At 74.2% G+C, this 20,712-nt stretch carries 16 protein-coding genes and 1 pseudogene; 10 read left to right on the top strand and 7 right to left on the bottom strand.

The genetic code is table 11. The annotated features are described in order from the left end of the window. Positions 1–275: 275 nt before the first annotated feature. From AB0O19_RS24050 to AB0O19_RS24030, 5 genes are read right to left on the bottom strand one after another with little or no spacing between them, the layout of a single operon-like run. Entirely contained in the window at positions 276–1,298 is a 1,023-nt protein-coding gene (locus AB0O19_RS24050; protein ID WP_363622208.1) for an ABC transporter ATP-binding protein, read from the bottom strand. Beyond that, complete coding sequence (locus AB0O19_RS24045) at positions 1,295–2,413, bottom strand: ABC transporter ATP-binding protein (RefSeq protein ID WP_363622206.1); 1,119 nt, start codon at positions 2,411–2,413, stop codon at positions 1,295–1,297. Before AB0O19_RS24045 ends, AB0O19_RS24050 begins: the two co-directional genes overlap by 4 nt. Beyond that, positions 2,410–3,288, bottom strand: a complete 879-nt coding sequence (locus tag AB0O19_RS24040) for an ABC transporter permease (RefSeq protein WP_363581007.1) — start codon at positions 3,286–3,288, stop codon at positions 2,410–2,412. Before AB0O19_RS24040 ends, AB0O19_RS24045 begins: the two co-directional genes overlap by 4 nt. Continuing rightward, entirely contained in the window at positions 3,275–4,243 is a 969-nt protein-coding gene (locus AB0O19_RS24035; RefSeq protein ID WP_363622204.1) for an ABC transporter permease, read from the bottom strand. The genes AB0O19_RS24040 and AB0O19_RS24035 overlap by 14 nt, the downstream gene beginning before the upstream one ends. After that, a complete protein-coding gene (locus AB0O19_RS24030; protein ID WP_363622202.1) occupies positions 4,240–5,793 on the bottom strand; it encodes an ABC transporter substrate-binding protein in 1,554 nt (517 codons plus the stop codon). Before AB0O19_RS24030 ends, AB0O19_RS24035 begins: the two co-directional genes overlap by 4 nt. A gap of 234 nt (positions 5,794–6,027) precedes the next feature. Here AB0O19_RS24030 and AB0O19_RS24025 point away from each other — a divergent pair, with 234 nt between their 5' ends. The 7 genes and pseudogenes from AB0O19_RS24025 to AB0O19_RS23995 all read left to right on the top strand — a co-directional run bounded on the left by AB0O19_RS24025 (position 6,028) and on the right by AB0O19_RS23995 (position 16,757). Continuing rightward, positions 6,028–6,630, top strand: coding sequence for a TetR family transcriptional regulator (locus AB0O19_RS24025; RefSeq protein ID WP_363622200.1), 603 nt, complete (start codon positions 6,028–6,030; stop codon positions 6,628–6,630). Between the two features lie 220 nt (positions 6,631–6,850). Further along, complete coding sequence (locus AB0O19_RS24020; RefSeq protein WP_363622198.1) at positions 6,851–7,666, top strand: tyrosine-protein phosphatase; 816 nt, start codon at positions 6,851–6,853, stop codon at positions 7,664–7,666. After that, positions 7,660–9,453: a glycoside hydrolase family 3 N-terminal domain-containing protein gene (locus tag AB0O19_RS24015; RefSeq protein ID WP_363622196.1), complete on the top strand. Its 1,794-nt coding sequence runs from the start codon at positions 7,660–7,662 to the stop codon at positions 9,451–9,453. Before AB0O19_RS24020 ends, AB0O19_RS24015 begins: the two co-directional genes overlap by 7 nt. Before the next feature lie 201 nt (positions 9,454–9,654). Beyond that, positions 9,655–10,860 (top strand): cytochrome P450, encoded by a 1,206-nt coding sequence (locus AB0O19_RS24010; RefSeq protein ID WP_363581019.1) that lies wholly within the window; start codon positions 9,655–9,657, stop codon positions 10,858–10,860. A gap of 295 nt (positions 10,861–11,155) precedes the next feature. After that, positions 11,156–12,220 (top strand): annotated as a pseudogene (locus AB0O19_RS24005) (type III polyketide synthase); the annotation flags it as partial. A 275-nt stretch (positions 12,221–12,495) separates the two neighbouring features. Beyond that, positions 12,496–14,157, top strand: coding sequence for a multicopper oxidase family protein (locus tag AB0O19_RS24000; RefSeq protein ID WP_363622194.1), 1,662 nt, complete (start codon positions 12,496–12,498; stop codon positions 14,155–14,157). Between the two features lie 185 nt (positions 14,158–14,342). Continuing rightward, positions 14,343–16,757, top strand: a complete 2,415-nt coding sequence (locus AB0O19_RS23995; RefSeq protein WP_363622192.1) for a LuxR C-terminal-related transcriptional regulator — start codon at positions 14,343–14,345, stop codon at positions 16,755–16,757. On the opposite strand, the gene AB0O19_RS23990 is transcribed toward AB0O19_RS23995, so the two are convergent. Both AB0O19_RS23990 and AB0O19_RS23985 read right to left on the bottom strand, forming a co-directional pair. Further along, positions 16,747–16,914, bottom strand: a complete 168-nt coding sequence (locus tag AB0O19_RS23990; protein ID WP_350876060.1) for a hypothetical protein — start codon at positions 16,912–16,914, stop codon at positions 16,747–16,749. The genes AB0O19_RS23995 and AB0O19_RS23990 overlap by 11 nt on opposite strands. Before the next feature lie 45 nt (positions 16,915–16,959). Beyond that, positions 16,960–17,136, bottom strand: coding sequence for a hypothetical protein (locus tag AB0O19_RS23985; protein WP_350876063.1), 177 nt, complete (start codon positions 17,134–17,136; stop codon positions 16,960–16,962). A gap of 219 nt (positions 17,137–17,355) precedes the next feature. Between AB0O19_RS23985 and lxmK the strand changes: the two genes are divergently transcribed. Genes lxmK through AB0O19_RS23970 form a run of 3 tightly spaced genes read left to right on the top strand, consistent with a single transcriptional unit; the run spans position 17,356 to position 20,605 of the window. Then, the gene (gene lxmK, locus AB0O19_RS23980; protein WP_363622190.1) at positions 17,356–18,552 is read left to right on the top strand and encodes a class V lanthionine synthetase subunit LxmK; all 1,197 of its coding nucleotides are present in this window, start codon (positions 17,356–17,358) and stop codon (positions 18,550–18,552) included. Further along, positions 18,549–19,586 (top strand): T3SS effector HopA1 family protein, encoded by a 1,038-nt coding sequence (locus tag AB0O19_RS23975; protein ID WP_363622189.1) that lies wholly within the window; start codon positions 18,549–18,551, stop codon positions 19,584–19,586. Before lxmK ends, AB0O19_RS23975 begins: the two co-directional genes overlap by 4 nt. 5 nt (positions 19,587–19,591) lie before the next feature. Then, complete coding sequence (locus tag AB0O19_RS23970) at positions 19,592–20,605, top strand: LLM class flavin-dependent oxidoreductase (protein ID WP_363622187.1); 1,014 nt, start codon at positions 19,592–19,594, stop codon at positions 20,603–20,605. Positions 20,606–20,712: the final 107 nt, after the last annotated feature.

The following is a 20,712-nucleotide window of genomic DNA, read 5'->3' as shown; positions in this document are numbered from 1 at the left end:
AACCAACGGTAAGGCTGCGTACGCGAATCGTCACCGGCGTGAAGGGGTGCGAACGGCGCGCGAAGGCCGTGCCCCTGCCAGGTGAAAGCCCGACGGGGGCGCCGTCCCGTCGGGCCTCCGTGGTGCCGATGACCTGCGGGTGCTCCGAGTCGGGCATTGCGCTTGAACCCTTCCCGTCGCCGCCGTGGCGCCCGCCCGTCCGCGGTCGGAACGGGAAGGGCCCCTGGGGCGGGAGTGGGACTCCCGGCCCGGGGGCCCGTGGTGCGTCCGGCTGGTCAGGACGCTGGGGCAGCGTCGATCAGTGGTCGGTGGCAGGCCACCGCGCGGCCCGGTGCCACCTCCCGCAGCTGCGGTTCCTCGGTGGCGCAGCGGGTGTCGGCCAGGGGGCAGCGGGTGCGGAAGCGGCAGCCGCTGGGCGGGGCGAGGGGGGAGGGCGGGTCGGTGGGGAGGAGGCCGGTGTCGCGCAGAGGGCGTCCGGGTTCGGGGACGGCGGCGAGCAGGGCGGCGGTGTAGGGGTGGGCCGGGGCGGCGAGGACGGCCTCGGTGGGGCCGCGTTCGCAGATGCGGCCGAGTTGGAGCACGGCCACCTCGTCGCTCACCGCGCGGACCACGCCGAGGTCGTGGGAGATGAAGAGGCCGGCCAGTCCGCGTTCCTCGGTGAGCCCGCGCAGCAGGTTGAGCACGGTGGCCTGGGCCGAGACGTCGAGGGCGGAGACCGCCTCGTCGGCGATCAGGACGCGCGGTCCGGCGGCCAGGGCCCGGGCGATGGCGACCCGTTGGGCCTGCCCGCCGGAGAGCTGGTGGGGGCGGCGGTCGCCGAACAGGGCGGGCGGCAGGCCGACGGCCGCCAGCTGCTCGGTGACGACCTGCTCGCGGTCGCGGGCCGGGTCGGGGTGGGCGTCGAGGGGTTCGGCGACCAGGTCGCGGACCCGGCGGTGCGGGTTGAGGGAGGAGAGCGGGTCCTGGAACACCAGCTGGAGGCGGGGCCGGACGGCCCGCAGGGCGCGCGGGGAGAGGGTGGCGAGGTCGGTGCCGTCGAGGGTGACGGTGCCGGTGGTGGGCGGGGGCAGCCGCAGCAGGGCCTTGGCGATGCTGCTCTTGCCGGAGCCGGACTCGCCGACCAGGGCGAGGGTGCGGCGCGGGTGGAGGGCCAGGTCGACGCCGCTGACGGCGTGCAGCGGGCCGGAGCGGGTGCGGTGGACGACGCTGAGGCCGGTGGCCTCCAGGACGGCCGTTCCGGGAGCGGCGGCGCCGGGAGCGACGGCTTCGGGGGCAGCGGCGTCGGGGGCGGTGGTCATGCCGCGGGCTCCAGTTCGTCGGGCGAGGGCGAGGGCGAGGGCGACGGCGCGTCAGGCGGCGCGGTGAGCGGGAAGTGGCAGGCGGCGGTGTGGCCGTCCGCCGCGGTGTGGGTGGGCGGCGCGGTCGTGGTGCACAGGTCCGTCGCCAGTTCGCAGCGCGGGGCGAAGGGGCAGCCGGGGGTGGGCCGGGTGAGGTCGGGCGGCGAGCCGGGGATCGCGGGCAGGGTGCGGCGCAGCGGGCCGGTGACCCGGGGTACGGAGCGCAGCAGGGCCGCGGTGTAGGGGTGCCGGGGGTGGCGGGTGACGGCCTCGGTGGGGCCGGTCTCCACGATCCGGCCGCCGTACATGACGGCGATCCGGCGGGCCCGCCCGTACAGCAGGCCGATGTCGTGGGTGATCAGCAGGGTGGCGAGGCCGCGGCTGCGCCGGTGCTGGTCGAGCAGGTCCAGGACGGTGCGCTGGACGGTGACGTCGAGGGCGGTGGTCGGTTCGTCGGCGAGCAGTAGGGCGGGTTCGCCGGCCAGGGCGGCGGCGATGCCGACGCGCTGGCGCAGGCCGCCGGAGAGCTCGTGCGGGTGGGCGCGGGCCCGCCGGGCGGGGTCGGGGACGTCGACGGCGGCGAGCAACTCGGTGGCGGTGCGCAGCCGTTCGCGCCGGGAGAGCCGGCGCCGGTTGGTGAGGGACTCGGTGACCTGGTCGGCGATCCGGACCACCGGGTTGAGCGAGGTCATCGGGTCCTGGTGGACCATGGCGATGCCGGTGCCGAGCAGTTCGGCGCGGCGGGTGCGGGAGGCGGCGAGCAGGTCCTCGCCGTTCAGCCGGATCTCGCCGGTGGCGACGGCCCTGGTGGTGCGCGACTCGACGCCGAGGACGGCGCGGGCGAGCACGGACTTGCCGGAGCCGGACTCGCCGACCACGCCGAGGCACTCGCCGGCCGCGATGGTGAGGCTGACGCCGTGCAGGACGTGCAGGGCGCGGCCGTCGGGGGTGTGCAGGACGGTGTCCAGCGAGCGGACGTCGAGCACCGGGACGTCGAGCACCGGGACGTCGAGGGCAGGGACATCGAGGGCGGGGACGTCCAGGTCGGGTTCGTCGAGGTCGGGGGCGGAGGTCATCCGCGCGCTCCCTTCGGGCCGGCGGGACCACCCGAACGCAGGTGCTCCCCGAGGTAGTTGAGGGCGAGGACGGTCAGGCAGAGCACGGCCGCGGGCGCCAGCGAGATCCACGGCGCGCTGCCGAGGGCCGTGCGCCCCTCGGCGATGATGCCGCCCCAGGAGGGCTCCGGCGGGCGCAGCCCGAAGCCGAGGAAGCTGAGCGAGCCCTCGGCGACGATGGCGACGGTGGTGGCGGTGAAGGCGAAGGTGAGGGCGGCCGGTGCGACGTGCGGGACGATCTCGCGGCGCAGGACGCGCAGCGGGGCGGTGCCGAGCATGCGGGCGGCCTGGACGAAGCCGCGCTCGCTGAGCGAGAGCACGACGGCGCGCACCACCCGGGTGAAGTGCGGGACGGTGAACAGCCCGATCAGCGTGCCGATCACGGTGAGGCTGGGGCCGCGCAGCGAGACCGCGATCATCACCAGGATCAGGCTGGGCACGGACATCAGCAGGTCGGTCGCGAAGCCGATCGCCTTGTCGAGCGGGCCGCGGAACCAGCCGGCGGCGAGGCCGAGCGTTCCGCCGCCGAGCAGGCCGACCAGGATGGTGAGGGCGGCGACGGTGAAGGAGGCGCGGGCGCCGGCGACGGTGCGTTGCAGGACGTCCCGTCCGGCGCTGTCGGTGCCCAGCCAGTGGCCGGGGCCGGGGGCGGCGGCGGGGTGGGCGAAGTCGCCGTGCAGCGGGTCGAAGCCGGGCAGCAGGGGCAGCAGCAGGGCGGCGAGGGCGACGACGGCCAGCCAGGCCCCGGCGGCGAGCACGCCGGCGGGGGGCCGGCGGCGGGCGGTGCGCGCCGCGACCGTCTCGACGGTCACGACTGGGGTTTCAGCGGTGCTCATGGGCGATCCTCGGGTCGATCGTGCGGTACAGCAGGTCGACCGCGAAGGTGGCCGCGACCACGCCGACGGCGCTGACCACCACCACGGCCTGGACGACCGGGAAGTCCCGGCCGGAGATGGCCCCGGCGGCCAGGCTGCCGACGCCGGGCACCGCGAACAGCGACTCGACCAGCACCGAGCCGCCCAGCGAGGTGCCGATGCCGATGCCGACCAGGGTGACCAGCGGCAGGCTGGACGGTCGCAGGGCGCGGCGCAGCAGCAGCCGGGTGGTGCCCATGCCGCGGCTGCGGGCGGCGGCGATGTACGGCTGGTCGAGGGTGTCGAGCAACTGTCCGCGCAGGGTACGGGTGAACACGGCGGCCTCGGTGAGGCCGAGGGTGAGGGCGGGCAGCACCAGATGGCGCAGGTTCTCGGCCGGGTCCTCGGTGAACGGGGTCCAGCCGGTGGCGGGCAGGATGCGCAGTTGGACGGCGGCGAGCCAGATGAGCAGCAGGCCGAGGGCGAAGCCGGGGACGGCGAGCCAGCCGAAGGTGCCGGCGGTGGCGATCCGGTCGAAGGTGCCGCCGGGCCGCCAGGCGGAGAGCAGGGCGACGGGCACGGCCAGGGCGAGCGCCACCAGCTGGGCGGCGAGGAAGAGTTCGAGGGTGACGGGGATGCGGTCGGCGAGTTCGGTGGTGACGGCGGCTCCGGTGGACAGCGAGTGGCCGAGGTCGCCGTGCAGGGCGTCGGCGATCCACTGCCAGGTGGCGGCGAACAGATTGCGGTCCAGGCCGAGCCCGGCCTCGTAGGCGGAGATCTGCTCGGGGGTGGCGGTGGGGCCGAGGGCGGCGACGGCGGGGGAGCCCGGCATCAGGTGGGGCAGGTACAGGGCGGCGACGGTGACCAGCAGCAGCACGGCCGCGGCGCGGCCGAGCCGCCCGCCGTAGCGCAGCGCGGTGCGGGTGCGGGGGGTCACCGCTTCACCCACAGGGGGGCGGGGGAGACGTTGAGGACGGTGCGCTTGGACAGGTCGGGCAGTCCGCCGACCTTGGCGCCGGCGAGGAAGCCGACGGTGTTCTCGGTGAGGAAGGCCATCGGCACCTCGCCGACGATCCGCCGGGCGGCCTGCTGGTAGGCGGCCGCACGCTTGGCGGGGTCGGTCGAGGCGCGGCCCTCGGCGATCGCCTTCGAGGTCTCCGGGTCGGACCAACTCATGAAGTTGTAGGGCGAGTTGGACAGGTAGAGATTGGTGAGCGCGGTGTCGGTGTCGCCGAACATGCTGGTGGGGAAGTCGATCACCTGGAACTTGCGCTGGAGCATCGCGGTGCCCAGGCCCGCGGCGTCGAGAGGCTTGATGGTCACCTTGATCCCGGCCTCACCGAGCATCTGCTGGATCACGGTGGCGCGCTGCTGGCCCTCGGGGCGGCTGTCGACGAGGTAGTCGAAGGCGAGGTCGGGGTGGCCGGACTCGGCGAGCAGGTCCCGGGCCTTGGCCGGGTCGTGGGCCGGGTACCCGGCGGCGGTGCGGTACGGGGAGCGGGAGCCGATCGGGCCGTCCGAGACGGCGCCCTGGTCGAGGGAGACGACCTTCTCCAGGGCCTCGCGGTCGATCGCGTACTGCACGGCCCGGCGGACCCGCACGTCGTCGAAGGGCGCCGACGCGGTGTTGAAGACCATGGTGGTGGTGCCGCCGGGCCCGGTGGCGCTGCGCAGCCCGTCGGCGGCGGCCTGCTTGAGCTGGCCGGGCGTCTCGGTCCAGATCAGGTCGGTGTCGCCGGAGCGCAGCGACTGGTAGCGGCTGTCGGTGTCGGTGAGCACCCGGTAGACGAGCTTGTCGGCGTGGCCCTTGGCGCCCCAGTACGCGGGGTTGCGGGTGAGGGTGACGGAGACTCCGGGCTGCACGCTCTCCACGGTGTACGGGCCGGAGCCGACGGCGGGGGAGTCGCCGGCCGGGGCCTCGGAGACGTAGCCGAGGGAGCGGGTGAATATGTTCGGGAAGGCGGCGTCGGGCGCCTTGAGGGTGAAGGTGAGGGTGGTCGGGCCGGAGACGGTGGTGGCGCCGATGGTGGCCGCGTCGATGGCGCAGGCGCACTTGCTCTCCGGCTTGGCGAGTCGGGTGACGTGGTCGGCGACGGCCTGGGCGTCCAGCGGCTTGCCGTCGCCGAACTTCACGCCCTCGTGCAGGTCGAGGGTCCAGACCGTGGCGTCCGCGTTGGGGGTGAAGGACTTGGCGAGGTAGGGCTGGACGGCGCCGTTGTCGCCGTTGACCATCAGCGGGTCGTACAGGGCGTTGGCGAGGACCATCATCGGCATCGAGGTCAGGGTGCCGTCGGCCGGGTCGAGCTTGGCGAACGGCCGGTCCAGGCCGATCTTGAGCGTGCCGCCGTCCACGGCAGGCCCGTCGTTCGCCGCGCCGGTGTTCCCGGCGCCGGCGCCGGAGACCGCGTCGTCGGAGGCGGAGCAGGCGGTGAGGGTGAGCGCGGCCGTGCAGGCCGCCGCTACCAGGAGGTGGGTGTGCCGCTTCATGGTTCCTCGGTTCGGGGGAGTGGGGGCGGCCTGGGGGAGTGCGGCCGCCGACGCCCCACACCATTCCGGAAGTGGCAGTACTGCCAAAAGGCAGTTGTGCAAATTTCAGATGACGGGACCCGGAAGAGTCGGCACTCGCCTTGAGCGAGCACGGTCGGACGTGATTCGGTACTGACAGCCGCCCCCTCGGCGGCCCCATCCACACTCAACTCACCGAGAGGAAACGGAAGAACCATGCAGGGGACGGACACCGCGGCGGAGCAGGGCATGCGCGACCGCAAGAAGGCGCGCACCCGCGACAGCATCCGCACCGCGGCGCTCGACCTCTTCGAGGAGCAGGGGTTCGAGCGCACCACCGTGGACCAGATCTGCCGCCGCGCCGACATCGCCCACCGCACGTTCTTCCGCTACTACCCGGCCAAGGAGGCTCTGCTGTTCGGCTGGGACTTCGGCCAGGCCATCCTCGACGCCTTCGCCGCCGCCCCCGCCGAACTCCCGCTCTGGGCCGCGCTCGACCACGCGCTGACCGCCACCGGCGGCCGGTTGGAAGAGCCCGTCGAGCACACCGAGCGCCGCCGCCGGCTGCGCCGGAGCCTGATCGAGGTGCAGGGTTCCGTGCACAACTACGCCGTGGTCGTGATCGACAGCTTCACCGAACGCACCGTCACCATCGCGGCCGAGCGGCTCGGCGTGGACCCGGCCACCGACCTGCGTCCGACCGCGCTCGGCGCGCAGTTCGGCGGCATGGTGCGCCACCACGTCCTGATCGCGTCCGAGACCGGCACGGTGGCCGACTGGCACAAGGCCTACCGGGACGTGCTCGACACCACCGGCTGACCCGAGCCGACACCCCGACACCCCGACACCCCGACACCCCGACACCCCGACACCCCGACACCCCGACACCCCGACACCCCTACACCACTGGGCGATGCCGCCGGCCGTCCGGACGGCACCGCGCGCCCTCTCGCCGCCGGCCCTGCCCTTTCTCTCCCCCCTCGCGCGGCCCGCCGCGCACCTTCACCACCTGCTTCGCACTTCCTGAAAGGCCCCCCGCATGTCCCTGGTCAACTTCCGTGACCCCGCAGCGCTCGCCGACCCCGCGAGCCGGTGGATCCGTCCCGGCACCCTGTTCCGCTCCGCCCAGCCCTTCCCCGCCGCCGACGAGGCCGTCGTCGCCCAGCTGCGCGAGCACGGCATCACCACCATCGTCGACCTCCGGGGCGAGTCCGAGAGCCGCCCCGAGGACTGGGCCGCCGCCGAGGCCGCCGGCATCGCCGTCGTCCTCGCCCGGATCGAGCCGACCAACGACGAACTGGCGCAGGCCATGCGGGCCATGACCACCGCCGAGGACCTCGGCGCCTTCTACCTGCTGATGGCCGAGTCCGCGCCGCAGGGGCTGGCCGCCGCCGCCGAGGCCACCGTCCGCCCGGGCGGCGTGCTGGTGCACTGCGCGGCCGGCAAGGACCGCACCGGGCTGCTCACCGCGCTGCTGCTGGAGCTGCTCGGGGTGCCCGCCGAGGAGATCGTCGCCGACTACGCCCGCACCAACGAGGCGATCGAGCAGATCTGGGCCGGCCTCGCCGACCGCAACCGCGCCGCCCTCAACGAGGTCGAGGCCGGCCGGCTGGTCGTCCCCGCCCCGCTGCTGGAGGCGCCCGCCGGGGCGATGAGCACCTTCCTCGACCTGGTCCGCGCCAAGCACGGCGGCGCCGAGGGCTTCCTGACCGCCTGCGGGGTCACCGCCGAGACCCTGGACGCCTTCCGTGCCAAGGCCGCCGCCCGCGCCGCCGCCAGCACCGAGGCCGGTACCGCCGCCCGTACCGCCGCCCGTACCGCCGCGTCGAACACCGCCGAGGTGACGGCATGCTGACCCTGCTGCGGCACACCGACGGCACGCCCTTCCGCGACCTCAACCACAACGGCACCATGGAGCCCTACGAGGACCCGCGGCTGCCCGTCGAGGAGCGGGTCGAGGACCTCCTCACCCGGATGACCTTGCAGGAGAAGGCCGCGCTGATGCTGCACGGCCGGATGCTCCCCGGCGACCAGGGCCCGTTCCCCTCCGGCGCCCGCCTGATCACCGAGCGCGGCCTCACCCACTTCGCCATGATGGCCGTCCCCGACCCGCGCGCGATGGCCGAGTGGAACAACCACGTCCAGGGCCTCGCCGCGGCCGGCCGGCTGGGCATCCCCGTCACCCTCTCCTCCGACCCCCGGCACGGCTTCACCGCCAACCCGGCCACCGCCCACACCGGCGGCGGCTTCAGCACCGGCCCCGAGCCGATCGGACTCGCCGCCACCGACGACCCCGACCTGGTGCGCCGCTACGCCGACCTGATCCGCCGCGAGCTGTGCGCCGTCGGCATCCGGGTCGCCATCCACCCGATGGCCGACCTCGCCACCGAGCCCCGCTGGGCCCGGATCAGCGGCACCTTCGGGGAGGACCCGGAGCGCGCCTCGCGGATGATCACCGCCTACATCGAGGGTCTCCAGGGCGGGCCGATCGGCCCGGACAGCGTCGCCTGCATGACCAAGCACTTCCCCGGCGGCGGCCCGCAGGCCGCCGGCGAGGACTCCCACTTCGCCGCCGGACGCCGACTGGTCTACCCCGGAGGCGAGTTCGAGACCCACCTGCGCCCCTTCGAGGCCGCCTTCGCCGCGGGCACCGCGCAGATCATGCCCGCCTACGCGATCCCCTCCGGCAGCGGCCTCGCCGAGGTCGGCGCCAACTTCAACCGGGACGTCATCACCGGCCTGCTGCGCGGGCGCTACGGCTTCGACGGCGTGGTCTGCACCGACTTCAACGCCATCACCGGAATGGACGTCCCCGGAGTGGTCACGCTGCCCCCAAGGCACTGGGGCGTCGAGGAGCTGTCCGTCGCCGAACAGGTCGTGCTCACCCTGGACGCGGGCGCCGACCAGCTCGGCGGCGAGACGGACCCGGAGCTGATCCTGGCCGCCGTCCGTTCCGGCGCCGTCACCGAGGCCCGGCTCGACGAGTCGGTCCGCCGCATCCTGCGCGACAAGTTCCGCCTCGGCCTCTTCGCCGACCCGTACGTCGACCCGGAGGCCGCCGCCGACCTGGTCGGCGCCCCGGAGGGCCGGACGCTCGGCCGCGAGGTCCAGCGCCGCTCGGTGGTCCACCTGGCCGGCGAGCCGCGCACCGCCACCCGGCTGTACGTCGAGGGCATCGACCCCGCCGTCGCCGCCGGGTACGGCACCCTCGTCGAGGAGCCGGAGCGGGCCGAGCTGGCCGTGATCCGCCTCGCCACCCCGTACGAGCGGCGCGAAGGGCTGCTGGAGCAGCATTTCCACAGCGGCTCGCTGGAGTTCGAGCCGGCCGAGGTCGACCGCCTCACCGCGCTGGCCGCCACCGTGCCCACGGTGTTCGCCGCCCATCTGGAGCGGCCCGCCGTGCTCACCCCGCTCGCCCCGCACGCGGCGCTGCTGATCGGCGAGTTCGGCGCCGCGGACGAGGTCGTGCTGGACGCCGCGCTCGGCCGGGCCCCGATGACCGCGACGCTCCCGTTCGACCTCCCCCGCTCGGACGCCGCCGTCGCCGCCTCCCGCGAGGACGTGCCCTTCGACACCCGCGCCCCGCTCTTCCGGCACGGGTACCGGGCCACCGGGGAGAACCGGGCCGCCGGGGAGGGCTGAGGCACCCGGGGCCGGGGCCTGCCACGGACCAGCGGACCGGTGGCAGGCCCCGGCGCGGGTGGAGCCGAGCCGCTGATCAGACCGGATGAATTACCGGCGCTCTCGCCCGTCCGCCGGTGTGTGCGGCCGACCGATCGGGTACCGGTGCATTCCGTCCGCCTCCCCCCATCCGGCCCGCGCGGCCCAGACCTGGAGGTCCGCATGTCCACCGACTCCAGCGCACGGAACTGCCCGTTCGACTTCGCCGAGACCCTAGAGTTCGACCCGACGCTCCGGCAGCTCATGAACGACGCACCGGTCAGCCGCATCCGCCTCCCCTACGGCGAGGGGGAGGCGTGGCTCGTCACGGGGTACGACGACGTGCGCACGGTCACCACCGACCGGCGGTTCAGCCGCCACGCCATCGTCGGCCGGGACTTCCCGCGGATGACCCCCGAGCCCATCGTCCAGGCCGAGGCGATCAACGTCATGGACCCTCCCGCCAGCGCCCGCCTGCGCAGCCTGGTGTCCAAGGGCTTCACCCCCGACCACATCGAGCGGATGAGGGACCGGACCCAGCACGTGGTGAACGGGCTGCTGGACCGCATGCGGGACCAGGGGCCCCCGGCCGACCTCATGGAGCACCTGGCCCACCCGCTCCCGCTGATCACGATCTGCGAGGTCCTGGAGATCCCCGAGGCCGACAGCGCCCGGCTGCGCGCCAACGCCCGGACGATGATGGACGTGAGCCTGGCCAACAAGCCGAACGCGGTACGGGCCAAGGCCGACCTGCGGGCGTACTTCGCCGAGCTGACCGCCGAACGGCGCAGGAACCCCGGCGACGACCTGATCAGCGTGCTGGCCACGGCCCGCGACGGCGACGAGGTCCTCGACGAGAAGGAACTCACCGTGATGGCCATGGTCCTGCTGATCACGGGCCAGGACACCACGACGTACGAGCTCGGCAACCTCTCGTACACCATCCTCAGCCGCCCCGACGTGCTCGCCGCACTGCGCGAGCGGCCCGAGACGCTCTCCCGGACGCTCCAGGAGCTGCTGCGCTTCATCCCCTTCCGCAAGGGCGTCGGCATCCCCCGGGTGGCCCTTGAGGACGTGGAGCTGAGCGGGGTGACGATCCCGGCGGGGGACATCGTGCACGTCTCCTACCTGACGGCCAACCGGGACGGCCGCCGGTTCGACCGGCCCGACGAGCTGGACCTGGAGCGGACCAGCCCCTCCCACATGACCTTCGGCTGGGGCGCGCACCACTGCCTCGGCGCGCCGCTGGCCATCACCGAACTCGAAGTCGCCCTCGGGACCCTGCTGGAGCGCTTCCCCAGGATCGCGCTGGCGAAGCCGGCCGCGGAGCTGGCGTGGAACACCACGTCCATCTGGCGCTATCCGCTGGCGCTGCCGGTCACCTGGTGACTGCCGGAAACACCGCGCACGTCGGCCCGCACACCCCGGGGTGTGCGGGCCGACGTGCGGGACGGGCCCGCCTTCCGTAAATTGGGCTAGGTGGCCTGAACCAACTCGCGGCCAGCACGACCGCCCGTACCGCGATCATCCGATCCTCGCCCGGTCGGCTCGTCGGCCGCTGAGTTGGGTCCCGCCCGGTGCGTCCCGCCGCCCGCGCCCCCCGCGCGTCCGGCTCGCAGCGGCTGCCGTCGAGTGGTGAAATCCCGCCCCGCCAGGGTCGCACCGGGAACACCGCTCGTCTGGAGGAAGTGCCGTGGCAGTTCTGTGCAAACCGGCGATAGACGTACCCGAGCACGTCATCACCAACGAGGAGACCATCGAGCTGGCGCGCAGGCTCCACCCCGACCACCCACAGCTCGAACTGGCGCTGCGTCTCATCAAGAACACCGGAGTGCGCAAGCGGCACCTGATCCAACCCATCGAGGTGGTGTTGAAGCACCCGGGATGGGACGAACGGAGCGCCGTCTTCGCGACGGAGTCGAAGGCCCGCGTCCCGGCGGTGGTGCTCAGGGCTCTCGAACAGGCCCAAGTGGAGCCGTCCCAGATCGACTTGATCGTCTATGTGTCGTGCACCGGTTTCATGATGCCGTCGCTCACGGCGTGGCTGATCAACAGGCTGGGCTTCCGGCCGGAGACCCGGCAGCTGCCGATCGCCCAACTGGGGTGTGCGGCCGGCGGCGCGGCGGTGAACCGGGCCCATGACTTCTGTTCGGCCTACCCGGGCGCCAACGTGCTGATCGTGGCCTGCGAGTTCTGCTCGCTGTGCTACCAGCCCACGGACCTGGGCGTGGGCTCGCTGCTGTCCAACGGCCTGTTCGGCGACGGGATCGCCGCCGCCGTGGTCCGGGGCGAGGGCGGGACCGGAATGCGGCTGGAACGCAACGGCTCGTACCTCATCCCGGACACCGAGGAGTGGATCTCCTACGCGGTCCGCCCCACCGGATTCCACTTCCAGCTGGACAAGAGGGTGCCGGGGACGATGGAGCCGCTCAGCCCGGCCCTGCGCGCGGTGGCGGAGCAGCACCAGTGGGACGTGGGCACGCTGGACTTCTACATCGTCCACGCCGGCGGTCCACGGATCCTGGACGACCTCAGCCGCTTCCTGGAGGTGCCGCCCGAGGCGTTCCGCTTCAGCCGGGCCACCCTCACCCAGTACGGCAACATCGCCAGTGCGGTCGTGCTCGACGCCCTGGCCCGGATGTTCGACGAGAAATCGGCCCTCGACGGCCACCAGGGGCTGCTGGCCGGGTTCGGCCCGGGGATCACCGCCGAGATGTCCCTGGGCACCTGGGCGTCGCCCGAATCCTGAACGGCGGCCGGGGCGGGCACCAGGTGCCCGCCCCGGCGTCCGTCGTTCCGGTAGCGGGGCCCGGGCAAGGTGCGGTCGCGCTGCGGAGCGCGCGAAGCTCGCCGATACTGAGCCAACGGGCAGTGACGGAACGTCGCGTCGGCGCTACGGTCCGACACGCCCGGCCCGCGCCGTCGTGGCGCGGCGGCCACCGAGCAGGGCCGCCGGAAGCCACGACCGGCGACCACTGGCCCGGCGGCGTACCGACCGCCCGGCCCTGGACGGAAAGACCGGGAATGCTGAACCGACGAGACCTTTTGAAAGCCGCCGCGATAGGCGGCCCGGCGGTCCTCTTCCCCTGGGACCGCGCACCGGGCGGGGCCCGGGTCTCGTCCCTGGCGTTGTCGGCCGCTCCGGCCGCGCAAGCCGCGCCGCCCAGGTCGGAGGCCAAGCGGTCGGTCGCCCGGATCACCCCCTTCGAGCACGCCATGCCGGTGCCCCCCGTGCTGAGCCCGGTGTCGCGGACGGACTCCTCGGACCTGTACCGGCTGCGGATGGCCGAGACCCAGGCGGAGATCGTCAAGGGGCTGCTGACCACCGTCCGGACCTTCGGCGGCTGCTTCCCCGGTCCGACCATCCGGGCGGTCAGGGGCCGGGAGGTGGTGGTCCAGCAGACCAACGACCTGCGCGTGCACACCTCCGTCCACCTGCACGGCGGCCATGTGCACTCGCGCTACGACGGCCTGCCGATGGACCTCGTCAAGCCCGGCGAGACCCGCGAGTACCGCTACCCCAACTCGCAGGTGGCCGCCTCGCTCTGGTACCACGACCACGCGCACGAGCTGGAGGCCGAGAACGTCTACCGCGGCCTGGCCGGCGCCTACCTGCTCAGCGACCCGCACGAGAGCGGCCTGCCGCTGCCGAACGGCGAGTTCGACATCCCGCTGCTGATCCGGGACGCCCGGATCGAGACCGACGGCAGGCTGGTCTACACCGACCCGTACGCGTGCCCGCACATGCTGGTCAACGGCAAGGAGCGGCCCTACTTCCAGGTGGCCGCGCGCAAGTACCGGCTACGGGTCTTCAACGTCTCGCCCAACCGCCATGTGTCGCTGCGTCTCGCCGACGGCCAGCCGTTCACCCAGATCGCCTCCGACGGCGGACTGCTCGCCGCGCCGGTGACGGTGCACGAGCTGACCCTGACCGGCGCGGAGCGCGCCGAGATCGTGGTCGACTTCGCCCGCTACCCGGTCGGCGGATCGGTGGTGCTGGAGAACACGGCCGCGCTGGAGAGCGAGCGGGCCGAGGTGCTGCGCTTCGACATCACCCGGACGGCCGAGGACCGGAGCCGGATTCCGGACGTCCTGGCCACCCTGCCGCCGATCCCGAAGGCGACGGTGCACCGGGAGTTCGCGCTGACGACCTTCCCGGACGCCAGGATCAACGGGCGCAAGTACGACCCGAAGCGGACCGACGTGCGGACCACCGTCGGCAGCAGCGAGATCTGGACGATCCGCAACCGCCTCACCCGCCCGCCGGCCGGGGTCTTCCACGCCCCCCACTCCTTCCACACCCACCTGGTGCAGTTCCGCGTGCTGGACCGTGACGGGGTGCCGGTCGGCCCGGCCGAGGCCGGGCTGAAGGACACCATCACGGTCCACCCGGGGGAGAGCGTCCGGATCGCCATGACCTGGGGCGAATATCCGGGCGAGTACGTCTACCACTGCCACCACATGGTGCACTCCTCGCACGGCCAGATGGGCCGGATCGACGTGCTGCCCGCAGGATCGGAAGGCTCCGGCCGGGAGTCGGACGACGCCTTCGCCGACTCGGCCCGGTCCACCGGAGCGTCGGCGGCCGGAGCCTCGGCGGCGGGAGCCGGTCGACGGCGGTGGCGACGGCGCAACCGGCACCATCACCACGCGGGCCACCACCGCCGGCACCGGGGACTGCGGTGAGTCCGGAACCGAACGGCAGGCCGGTCCGGACGAGGGGTTGAGCCTGGCCGCGCGTCGGTGCTGAACCGGCGGCGTCCCAGAAGTCTGGGATACCGCCGGTCGGCGCCGCCGTCCAGGATCGTACGGACGATCCCGCCGGCGCGCCCGCGCTGTGTAGGCGGGCGGAGCCAGTTCTGGAGCCGTCCATGACCATCTTGTTCGAGTCCGGCGTCCCCCGGCAGGAATCCGCGGACCACCGGGCCTTCACGGGTGAACTGTTCGGGCGAGCACGTGAGACGGCCGAGCTGCTGCGGCTGCTCGCCGACCCCGCCGTACCCGGCGTGCTGCTGCACGGCCTTCCGGGCAGCGGCAAGACCCGGCTGGCGTTCGCGGTCGCCGAGCAGTACCGGGCGGCGGGTGGAGCGGCCGGAACCCCGGGACCAGCCGAGCTTCTGACGGCTGATCGGATCGAGCCGGACGACTACCCGACGCTGCTGGACCGGTGTGCCCCGCGTGGGACGAAGGTGCTCGCCACCGGTCGGCTGTCACCCGCCGGCGCCGGCGTGGCGTACCGGGTGGACCCACTGGCCGTTCCGGTGGACTGGTCGCCGACCGACCTGGACGCCTTCTGCCGCACCCCCGCGGTGCAGGTCTTCACGGCCGCCCGGCGGGCCTGGAGCCCGGGCTTCACGGTGACCTCCCGGAACCAGCAGACCGTGGGGCGGATCTGCGTGGAACTCCGGGGCCTGCCGGGTGCGTTGGTGCTCGCGGCCCGGGTGGCGGCGCTGGAGGGCGTCGGCACCGTGCTGGCCGCACTCGGCGGGGCGGGGGGAGGCCGCCTGGTGGCCGCCTATGCCGAGCCGCCCGGTCCACCGGCGGACCGGGCGCCGGGACGGTCGCCGGACCGGTTGCCGGGACGGGAGGTAGGAGGGGAGGCGGGGCGAGAGGTAAAACGCGAGGTAGGGCAACCATCAGGACGGTGCGGCCCGCTCGGCGCCGACGCGGCGCGGCTGATGTCCTGCACACCCCTGTTCGCCGGCGGGTTCGGGCCCGAGGCGCTCCGGGTGGTGTCCGGGATCGCGCCGAGCGCCTTCCCGGCGGCGCTGGAGGCCCTGCTCGATCGGCAGTCGCTGACGCTGGAGGACCGGCCGTCCGGCCGACTGGACGGTGCGGCCGAGACGCGACTGTACGTGCCGTTCGGCGACTTTCCCGAGGTCCGGCCCGCCGGCGGCCCGCTCGCCGTCCTCACGCTCCGCCATGCGCGCTACTACGCCCGGCTCGCCGCCGGGGCCGCCCGGCGGCTGGCCGCCGGCGACCAGCCGACATCCCTGCTCGCCCTGCGCGTCGAGGAGGCCAACCTCCGGCTGGCGGTCGACACGCTGACCCGGCACGGGTTCACTGTCGAAGCCCTCGACCTGATGGAGCAGTTGCTCGCCCACGCCCGACTCGTCGGCCTCGGCCCGGACTGGGCCGACCGCTCCGCCGTGCCGCTCGGCGCCACCAGCCCCACCGATCCCGCCGATCCCGCCGATCCCGCCGATCCCACTGGCATCACTGGTGGGCGAGCGCGGGTCCGGCTCGCGCTGATCCGCGCCGAGGCCCGGCTGCTCGACGGCGAACACGAGTTGGCGAGTGCCCTGCTGGACGAAGCCGAGGCGGCCTCATCCGTGCCCGAGCGATCCCGGACCACGCCCGACGAACCCTCCACGGCGGCCCGACTCCTGCGACTGCGGGGCCTGACCGGATGCGACCGGGACCCCGACCGAACCCTCGCCGCACTCACCGGGGCAGCAGCGCTCCTCCGTGCGGCCGACGACGAACCGGCGGCCCTGCGCGTCGAGTTGGAGGCCGCCCTGGCCGAGCTCCGGCTCGGCCGGACCGGACCCGGCGCCGCACTGGCGGGCCGGGTGCTGACCGCGGCCCGGCGCCGGGGGGACGTGCTGCTGGTCGGCACGGCCCTGCTGCACCTGGGCCTGCTCGCTGCCGCCGGGGGCGATCCGTCCGCGTCCCGCGCCCACTACGTCGAGGGGCTGGCCCACCTGCGCCCGCTCGGTGCGGTCGCCACGCTCGGTGCGCTGGTCGGCCTGGTCGCGAGTCCGCTGCGCCCCGCACCGGCGCGGGCGACCGACGCCGCCCGGCTGCTGGGCAGCTTTCATCCGGGGCGAGCCGGCATTCCCGGCGACCCCGCGGATCCCGACCTGGCCACCGCTCGGCTGCTGCCCGGCATCCGCCGCCGGCTCGCCGAGGACGAGTTCGCCCACGCGCTGGCAACCGGCGCGGCCACCGCGCTCCTGGACCTGCTCTGCTCCCTCTCCCTCGCCCTCCCCCTCGCCGAGCCGGACTCCGCCGAGGCGCCGCCGGGGCGGCAACTGACCAGCCGCCAACTGGAGGTATCGCTCCTGGTGGCCGACGGGCTGAGTAACCATCAGATCGCGCGCCGCTTGGGCATCTCGGAGTGGACGGTGGTCAACCACCTCCGCGAGACGATGCGGCGGTTGCAGTGCTCCTCGCGGGTCGGCGTCGCCGGCTGGGTGCACCGCTCCGGCCGCCGGCCGGGCCCCGCCCGCAGCGTGCCGCGGGGCCCGGACGACGTGACGCTCGACGAGTCCGTCAGCCGATGATGGTGATCGTGACGAGCGAGAGGACGACGAGCGAGACGGTCGGGGTGACCTCCAGCTCCGCCGGGACGCCGGCGACGCCGGTGCTGGCGAGCTCCGCGATCGCGGCGTTCGGCGTGGTGTAGGCGGCGTAGCCGCCCATCAGGTCAGCAGTACTCATGTCGAACTCCCTTGAGATGGAAGGGAAATCAGATCTGCGATCGGATCACAGCTGGGTGGCGATGGAGACCACCACCAGGGAGATCGCCTCGGTCCACGGGGTGACCGTGAGGACCGGGGTGAACTCCAACTCGGCCGTGATGCCGGTGCTGGCGAGCTCCTCGATCGCGGCGTTCGGGGTGGTGTAGGCGGCGTAGCCGCCCATCAGGTCAGCAGAGCTCATGGTCATCCTCTCGACTCGTCGGATTCGAGCTCGGATCGGGCCCGGATTCGGCTTCGGATTTAGGGCGAGGAGCGGGTTCCTCGACCGCCCCCAGCAGATCAGGCGTTCGATGCCGGTGCCCAGTAGCAGGAAAGTGGGGGCATCCTGCCCCTTGCCCGCCCTGGCATGACAGGATCCTGCCCGTGGTGACCGCCGGTCGGGATCCCTAGCGTGGCCGCCATGGCAGCGACAGTCTCGACCCCACCGGCCACGCCGGCAGCCGACCGGGCCGGCCCCGGCCGCACCCCGGGCCTCTTCGAGTACGCGCCCGAAGTGCCGCTGGCACTGGCCGCGTTGGGCTTCGCCCCGCTGGACCCGGACAGCCTGGTGAGCCATCTCGGCCGCAACGACTCGTGGGCGGGACGCACCACGGACGGCACCGGCGTCTTCATCAAACGGCTCGACGGCCACGCTCCCGACGGAACCGACCGCTACGACCGCTCCTGCGCCTTCGAGTCGGCCCGGACCGGGGCCGGCGCGCTCTCCTGGGAGTCGCCGGCGCTGCTCGGCGGCGATCGGAAGCGGTTGGTACTGGTCTTCGACCTGCTGGCGGACGCCGTCACCGGGAACACCCTCGCCGACGAGGACGGCTTCGACACCGGACTCGCCCGGCGGGCCGGCCGGGCGCTCGCCGAGTTGCACGGCTTCCCGACGGCCGGCGTCCGACCCAAGCCCCGCCCCGGCACGCGCACCGGCCACCGGCTGGCCGCGCTGACCGTGGCCGAGTACACCGCGAGCAGCGGCGCCGAACTGGCGCTCTGGGGCCTGCTCCAGCAGGACCGCCGGCTGCACGGCGCCCTGCGCGCGCTGGACGCCCGCTCGGCCGCCGCCGACCACCGTCCGGTCCACGGCGACCTGCGGCTGGACCAGTTCCTGCTCTGCGACGGCACGCTCCAGCTGACCGACTGGGAGGAGTTCCAGCTCGCCGACCCGGCGATCGACCTCGGCGGCTTCGTCGGGCAGTGGCTGTACCGGGCGGCGAGCCGGATGTTCACCGGCGTCGACACCGACGAGGTCGAGACCGACCCCGAGGTCGACGTGACCGACCGTGACCCCGGCCCCGACCTCACTGACGGCGGCCGACCCGCCGACGCCCACGGCACCCTCATGCGCAGCGGAGAGCGCGAACTGGCCGCCGTCCTCCCGGTGATCGGCGCCTTCTGGCAGGGCTACCGGCAGCACGCCGACCGGCTCGATCCCGAACTCGCCGAGCGGGTGGTCGGGTACGCCGGCTGGCACCTCTTCGACCGCACCATGGCCGCCGCCGGCGTCCGGCCCACCCTGAGCGCGGTTCAGCGCGGCATCGCCGGTGTGGGACGCGGGGCGCTGCTCGCCCCGGACCGGTTCATCGAGGCGATCGGGCTGGTGGCGTCATGACGTACGTGTCCGAGCAGCTCGCGGCCGCACTCACCGGCATCGATCTCACCGAGTACCCGCAGGCCGTCACGGTGGACGGCCGCCGCATCAGCGCCGACTCGCCGCGCGGCCTGCGGATCGCCCTGGGCACGGCGCTCTACGAGCAGTGGCACGCCGGCCTCGACCGGTCGCGCCTCGACCGATCCAGCACCGCCACCCGACTGCCCCGCCGTGACGTGGAGTTCGAGCGGCAGCTGATCTCGGCGACACCGCACGCGGACACGCTCGCCCCCGCCCGCCTGCGCGCCGCCGTCCCGACCGGGGCCGAGGCCGCAGCCGCAGCCGGGGCCGGGCCCGGAGCTGAGCCCGAGGCCGGAACCGGGGGCGCCGCCACGGAGTTCACGGTCGAGCTGGGCGGCGTGACGGTCCGCGTCCCGGCCGCCGCCGTCCGGAGCGACGGCCCGCGACCGGCGGACACGTCCGTGACCGTCGAACTGCCTGCCGTCCGCCCCGCGCTGTCGCCCGGCTTCCTGCTGGTGGACGGGCCGCACGGCGGGCCGCACGAGGGCGAGTCGCTGCGGCGGCTCTACCTGCACGTCGAGGACCCCACCGCCGCGCCCGCACTCTGGGCGGCGCTGCTCCGGGAGCTGGCCGCCCGCTCGCTGCGGTACCGGGCCAAGGTGCTGTCCCGGTCCTGGTCGTACCCGCGTCGCGACGCGGTCGTGCTCTACCTCCCCCGCTCCCACGCCGACGAGTTGACGGCCTTGGCGGCGGCGCTGCGCGGCCTGCCCGGCCTCGGCACGCAGACCTCGGTCTTCGCCCGCCCCCTGGGGCCGGGCATCGCCACCGCCGACGAGCCCGGCGACACCAGGGCCGGGTGGCGCGGCCAGAGCTTCGGCCAGCACCGGGCGGCGGCGGTGGCCGAAGGAGTACTGCGACACGCGGCCGCCCCGGACGACCCGGCCGGATCAGGCGGACCGTCGCTCGCCGCCTCCGTCGCGCGATCGCTGCGCGACGCGGCCACCGACCCCACCGACCCCTCGCGGAACGGCTGAGCGGCATGCGGATCTCCGTCCTCTTCCCGCACGCCCTCCGCGACCGGGCCGACCTCACCGCGCTGACGGCGCTGGCCTCGCTGGTGGGCACCGGCGCGGCCGACCGGCTCTGGCTCGGGCAGTCCCTGGCGGTGGAGAGCCACCAGGCGCTGGCCTGGCTGGCCGGCACGGGGCAGCGGATCCCGGTCGGGCTCTCGGTCACGCTGACTGCTCTGCGGCACCCCTTCGAGGCGGCCGCCCAGGCCCAGTCCCTGGCCGTGCTCACCGGACACCGGCCGGTGATCGGCTACGGCGCGGGCGAACCCTCGCTCGTCGGCGGCCTGCTGGGCGCCCCCTACGCCCGGCCGGCCGAGGCCGTGGCGGACTACGTCGGCGCCGTCCGCGCGCTGCTGGACGACCGGTCGGCCGGGCCGCCCGCACCGGCCCTCGGGTCCGCCGCGCCCGGGCTCCGACTCCCGCACGGGGAACACCCGCCGGCGGTCGAGCTGGGCGCGGGCGTCCTGCGACCCGCCATGGCCCGCGCGGCCGGGCGGGTCGCGGACGTCGCGATCACCTGGATGACCCCGCCCCGGTACGTGGCCGAGGTCCTCGTCCCCGCCCTGACCGAAGGCGCAGCGACGACGGGCCGGATGGCGGCCCCGCCGAGACCAGCGACCCCGCCGAGAGTGGTGACCGTGGTGCACGCCGCCGTCGCCCGGCCGGGCCGCCACCCGATGGTGCTGGCCCAGCACGGCGCCGGCCGGCACCTGGGCGCGCCGCACTACGCCGACATGCTCCGCCGCGCGGGCCTGCACCTGGACACCCGCGACCCGGTGGCCGGCGCCCGCGAACTCGTCGAGTCCGGAGTCTTCCTCTACGGCACACCCGACCAGCTGGCGACCGAGCTCGCCGCCTACGGGACGGCCGGAGTCGACGAGGTGGTCCTGAACCCCGCCGGCGTGGTGCTGGCCCACGGCTGGGACGCCGCGCTCGCGGACCTCACCGAACTCCTCACCCACCTGGCAGCACGGGCCGGCTGAGCTCGACTCTGCTGGCGATCCGGGACGATCGGGCCCGAGTACCAATGGTGTGCCAGGACTTCGGCCGGTGGATGTCGGTCCGATCCAGAGAGGTCCGGAAGGCGGTC

It is taken from the genome of Kitasatospora sp. NPDC091276, from assembly GCF_040684355.1.
Lineage (GTDB): Bacteria > Actinomycetota > Actinomycetes > Streptomycetales > Streptomycetaceae > Kitasatospora.
Note: the sequence above shows the minus strand (reverse complement) of the source record. Positions and strands in the feature narration are given on the sequence as shown.

Excerpts from the sequence above, each read along its gene's own strand:
- AB0O19_RS23985 (WP_350876063.1), bottom strand. The coding sequence starts at position 17,136 with ATGAGCTCTGCTGACCTGATGGGCGGCTACGCCGCCTACACCACCCCG.
- lxmK (WP_363622190.1), top strand. The coding sequence starts at position 17,356 with ATGGCAGCGACAGTCTCGACCCCACCGGCCACGCCGGCAGCCGACCGG.
- AB0O19_RS23970 (WP_363622187.1), top strand. The coding sequence starts at position 19,592 with ATGCGGATCTCCGTCCTCTTCCCGCACGCCCTCCGCGACCGGGCCGAC.
- AB0O19_RS24015 (WP_363622196.1), top strand. The coding sequence starts at position 7,660 with ATGCTGACCCTGCTGCGGCACACCGACGGCACGCCCTTCCGCGACCTC.
- AB0O19_RS24050 (WP_363622208.1), bottom strand. The coding sequence starts at position 1,298 with ATGACCACCGCCCCCGACGCCGCTGCCCCCGAAGCCGTCGCTCCCGGC.
- AB0O19_RS24030 (WP_363622202.1), bottom strand. The coding sequence starts at position 5,793 with ATGAAGCGGCACACCCACCTCCTGGTAGCGGCGGCCTGCACGGCCGCG.
- AB0O19_RS24000 (WP_363622194.1), top strand. The coding sequence starts at position 12,496 with ATGCTGAACCGACGAGACCTTTTGAAAGCCGCCGCGATAGGCGGCCCG.
- AB0O19_RS24020 (WP_363622198.1), top strand. The coding sequence starts at position 6,851 with ATGTCCCTGGTCAACTTCCGTGACCCCGCAGCGCTCGCCGACCCCGCG.
- AB0O19_RS23975 (WP_363622189.1), top strand. The coding sequence starts at position 18,549 with ATGACGTACGTGTCCGAGCAGCTCGCGGCCGCACTCACCGGCATCGAT.
- AB0O19_RS24040 (WP_363581007.1), bottom strand. The coding sequence starts at position 3,288 with ATGAGCACCGCTGAAACCCCAGTCGTGACCGTCGAGACGGTCGCGGCG.
- AB0O19_RS24045 (WP_363622206.1), bottom strand. The coding sequence starts at position 2,413 with ATGACCTCCGCCCCCGACCTCGACGAACCCGACCTGGACGTCCCCGCC.
- AB0O19_RS23990 (WP_350876060.1), bottom strand. The coding sequence starts at position 16,914 with ATGAGTACTGCTGACCTGATGGGCGGCTACGCCGCCTACACCACGCCG.
- AB0O19_RS23995 (WP_363622192.1), top strand. The coding sequence starts at position 14,343 with ATGACCATCTTGTTCGAGTCCGGCGTCCCCCGGCAGGAATCCGCGGAC.
- AB0O19_RS24025 (WP_363622200.1), top strand. The coding sequence starts at position 6,028 with ATGCAGGGGACGGACACCGCGGCGGAGCAGGGCATGCGCGACCGCAAG.
- AB0O19_RS24010 (WP_363581019.1), top strand. The coding sequence starts at position 9,655 with ATGTCCACCGACTCCAGCGCACGGAACTGCCCGTTCGACTTCGCCGAG.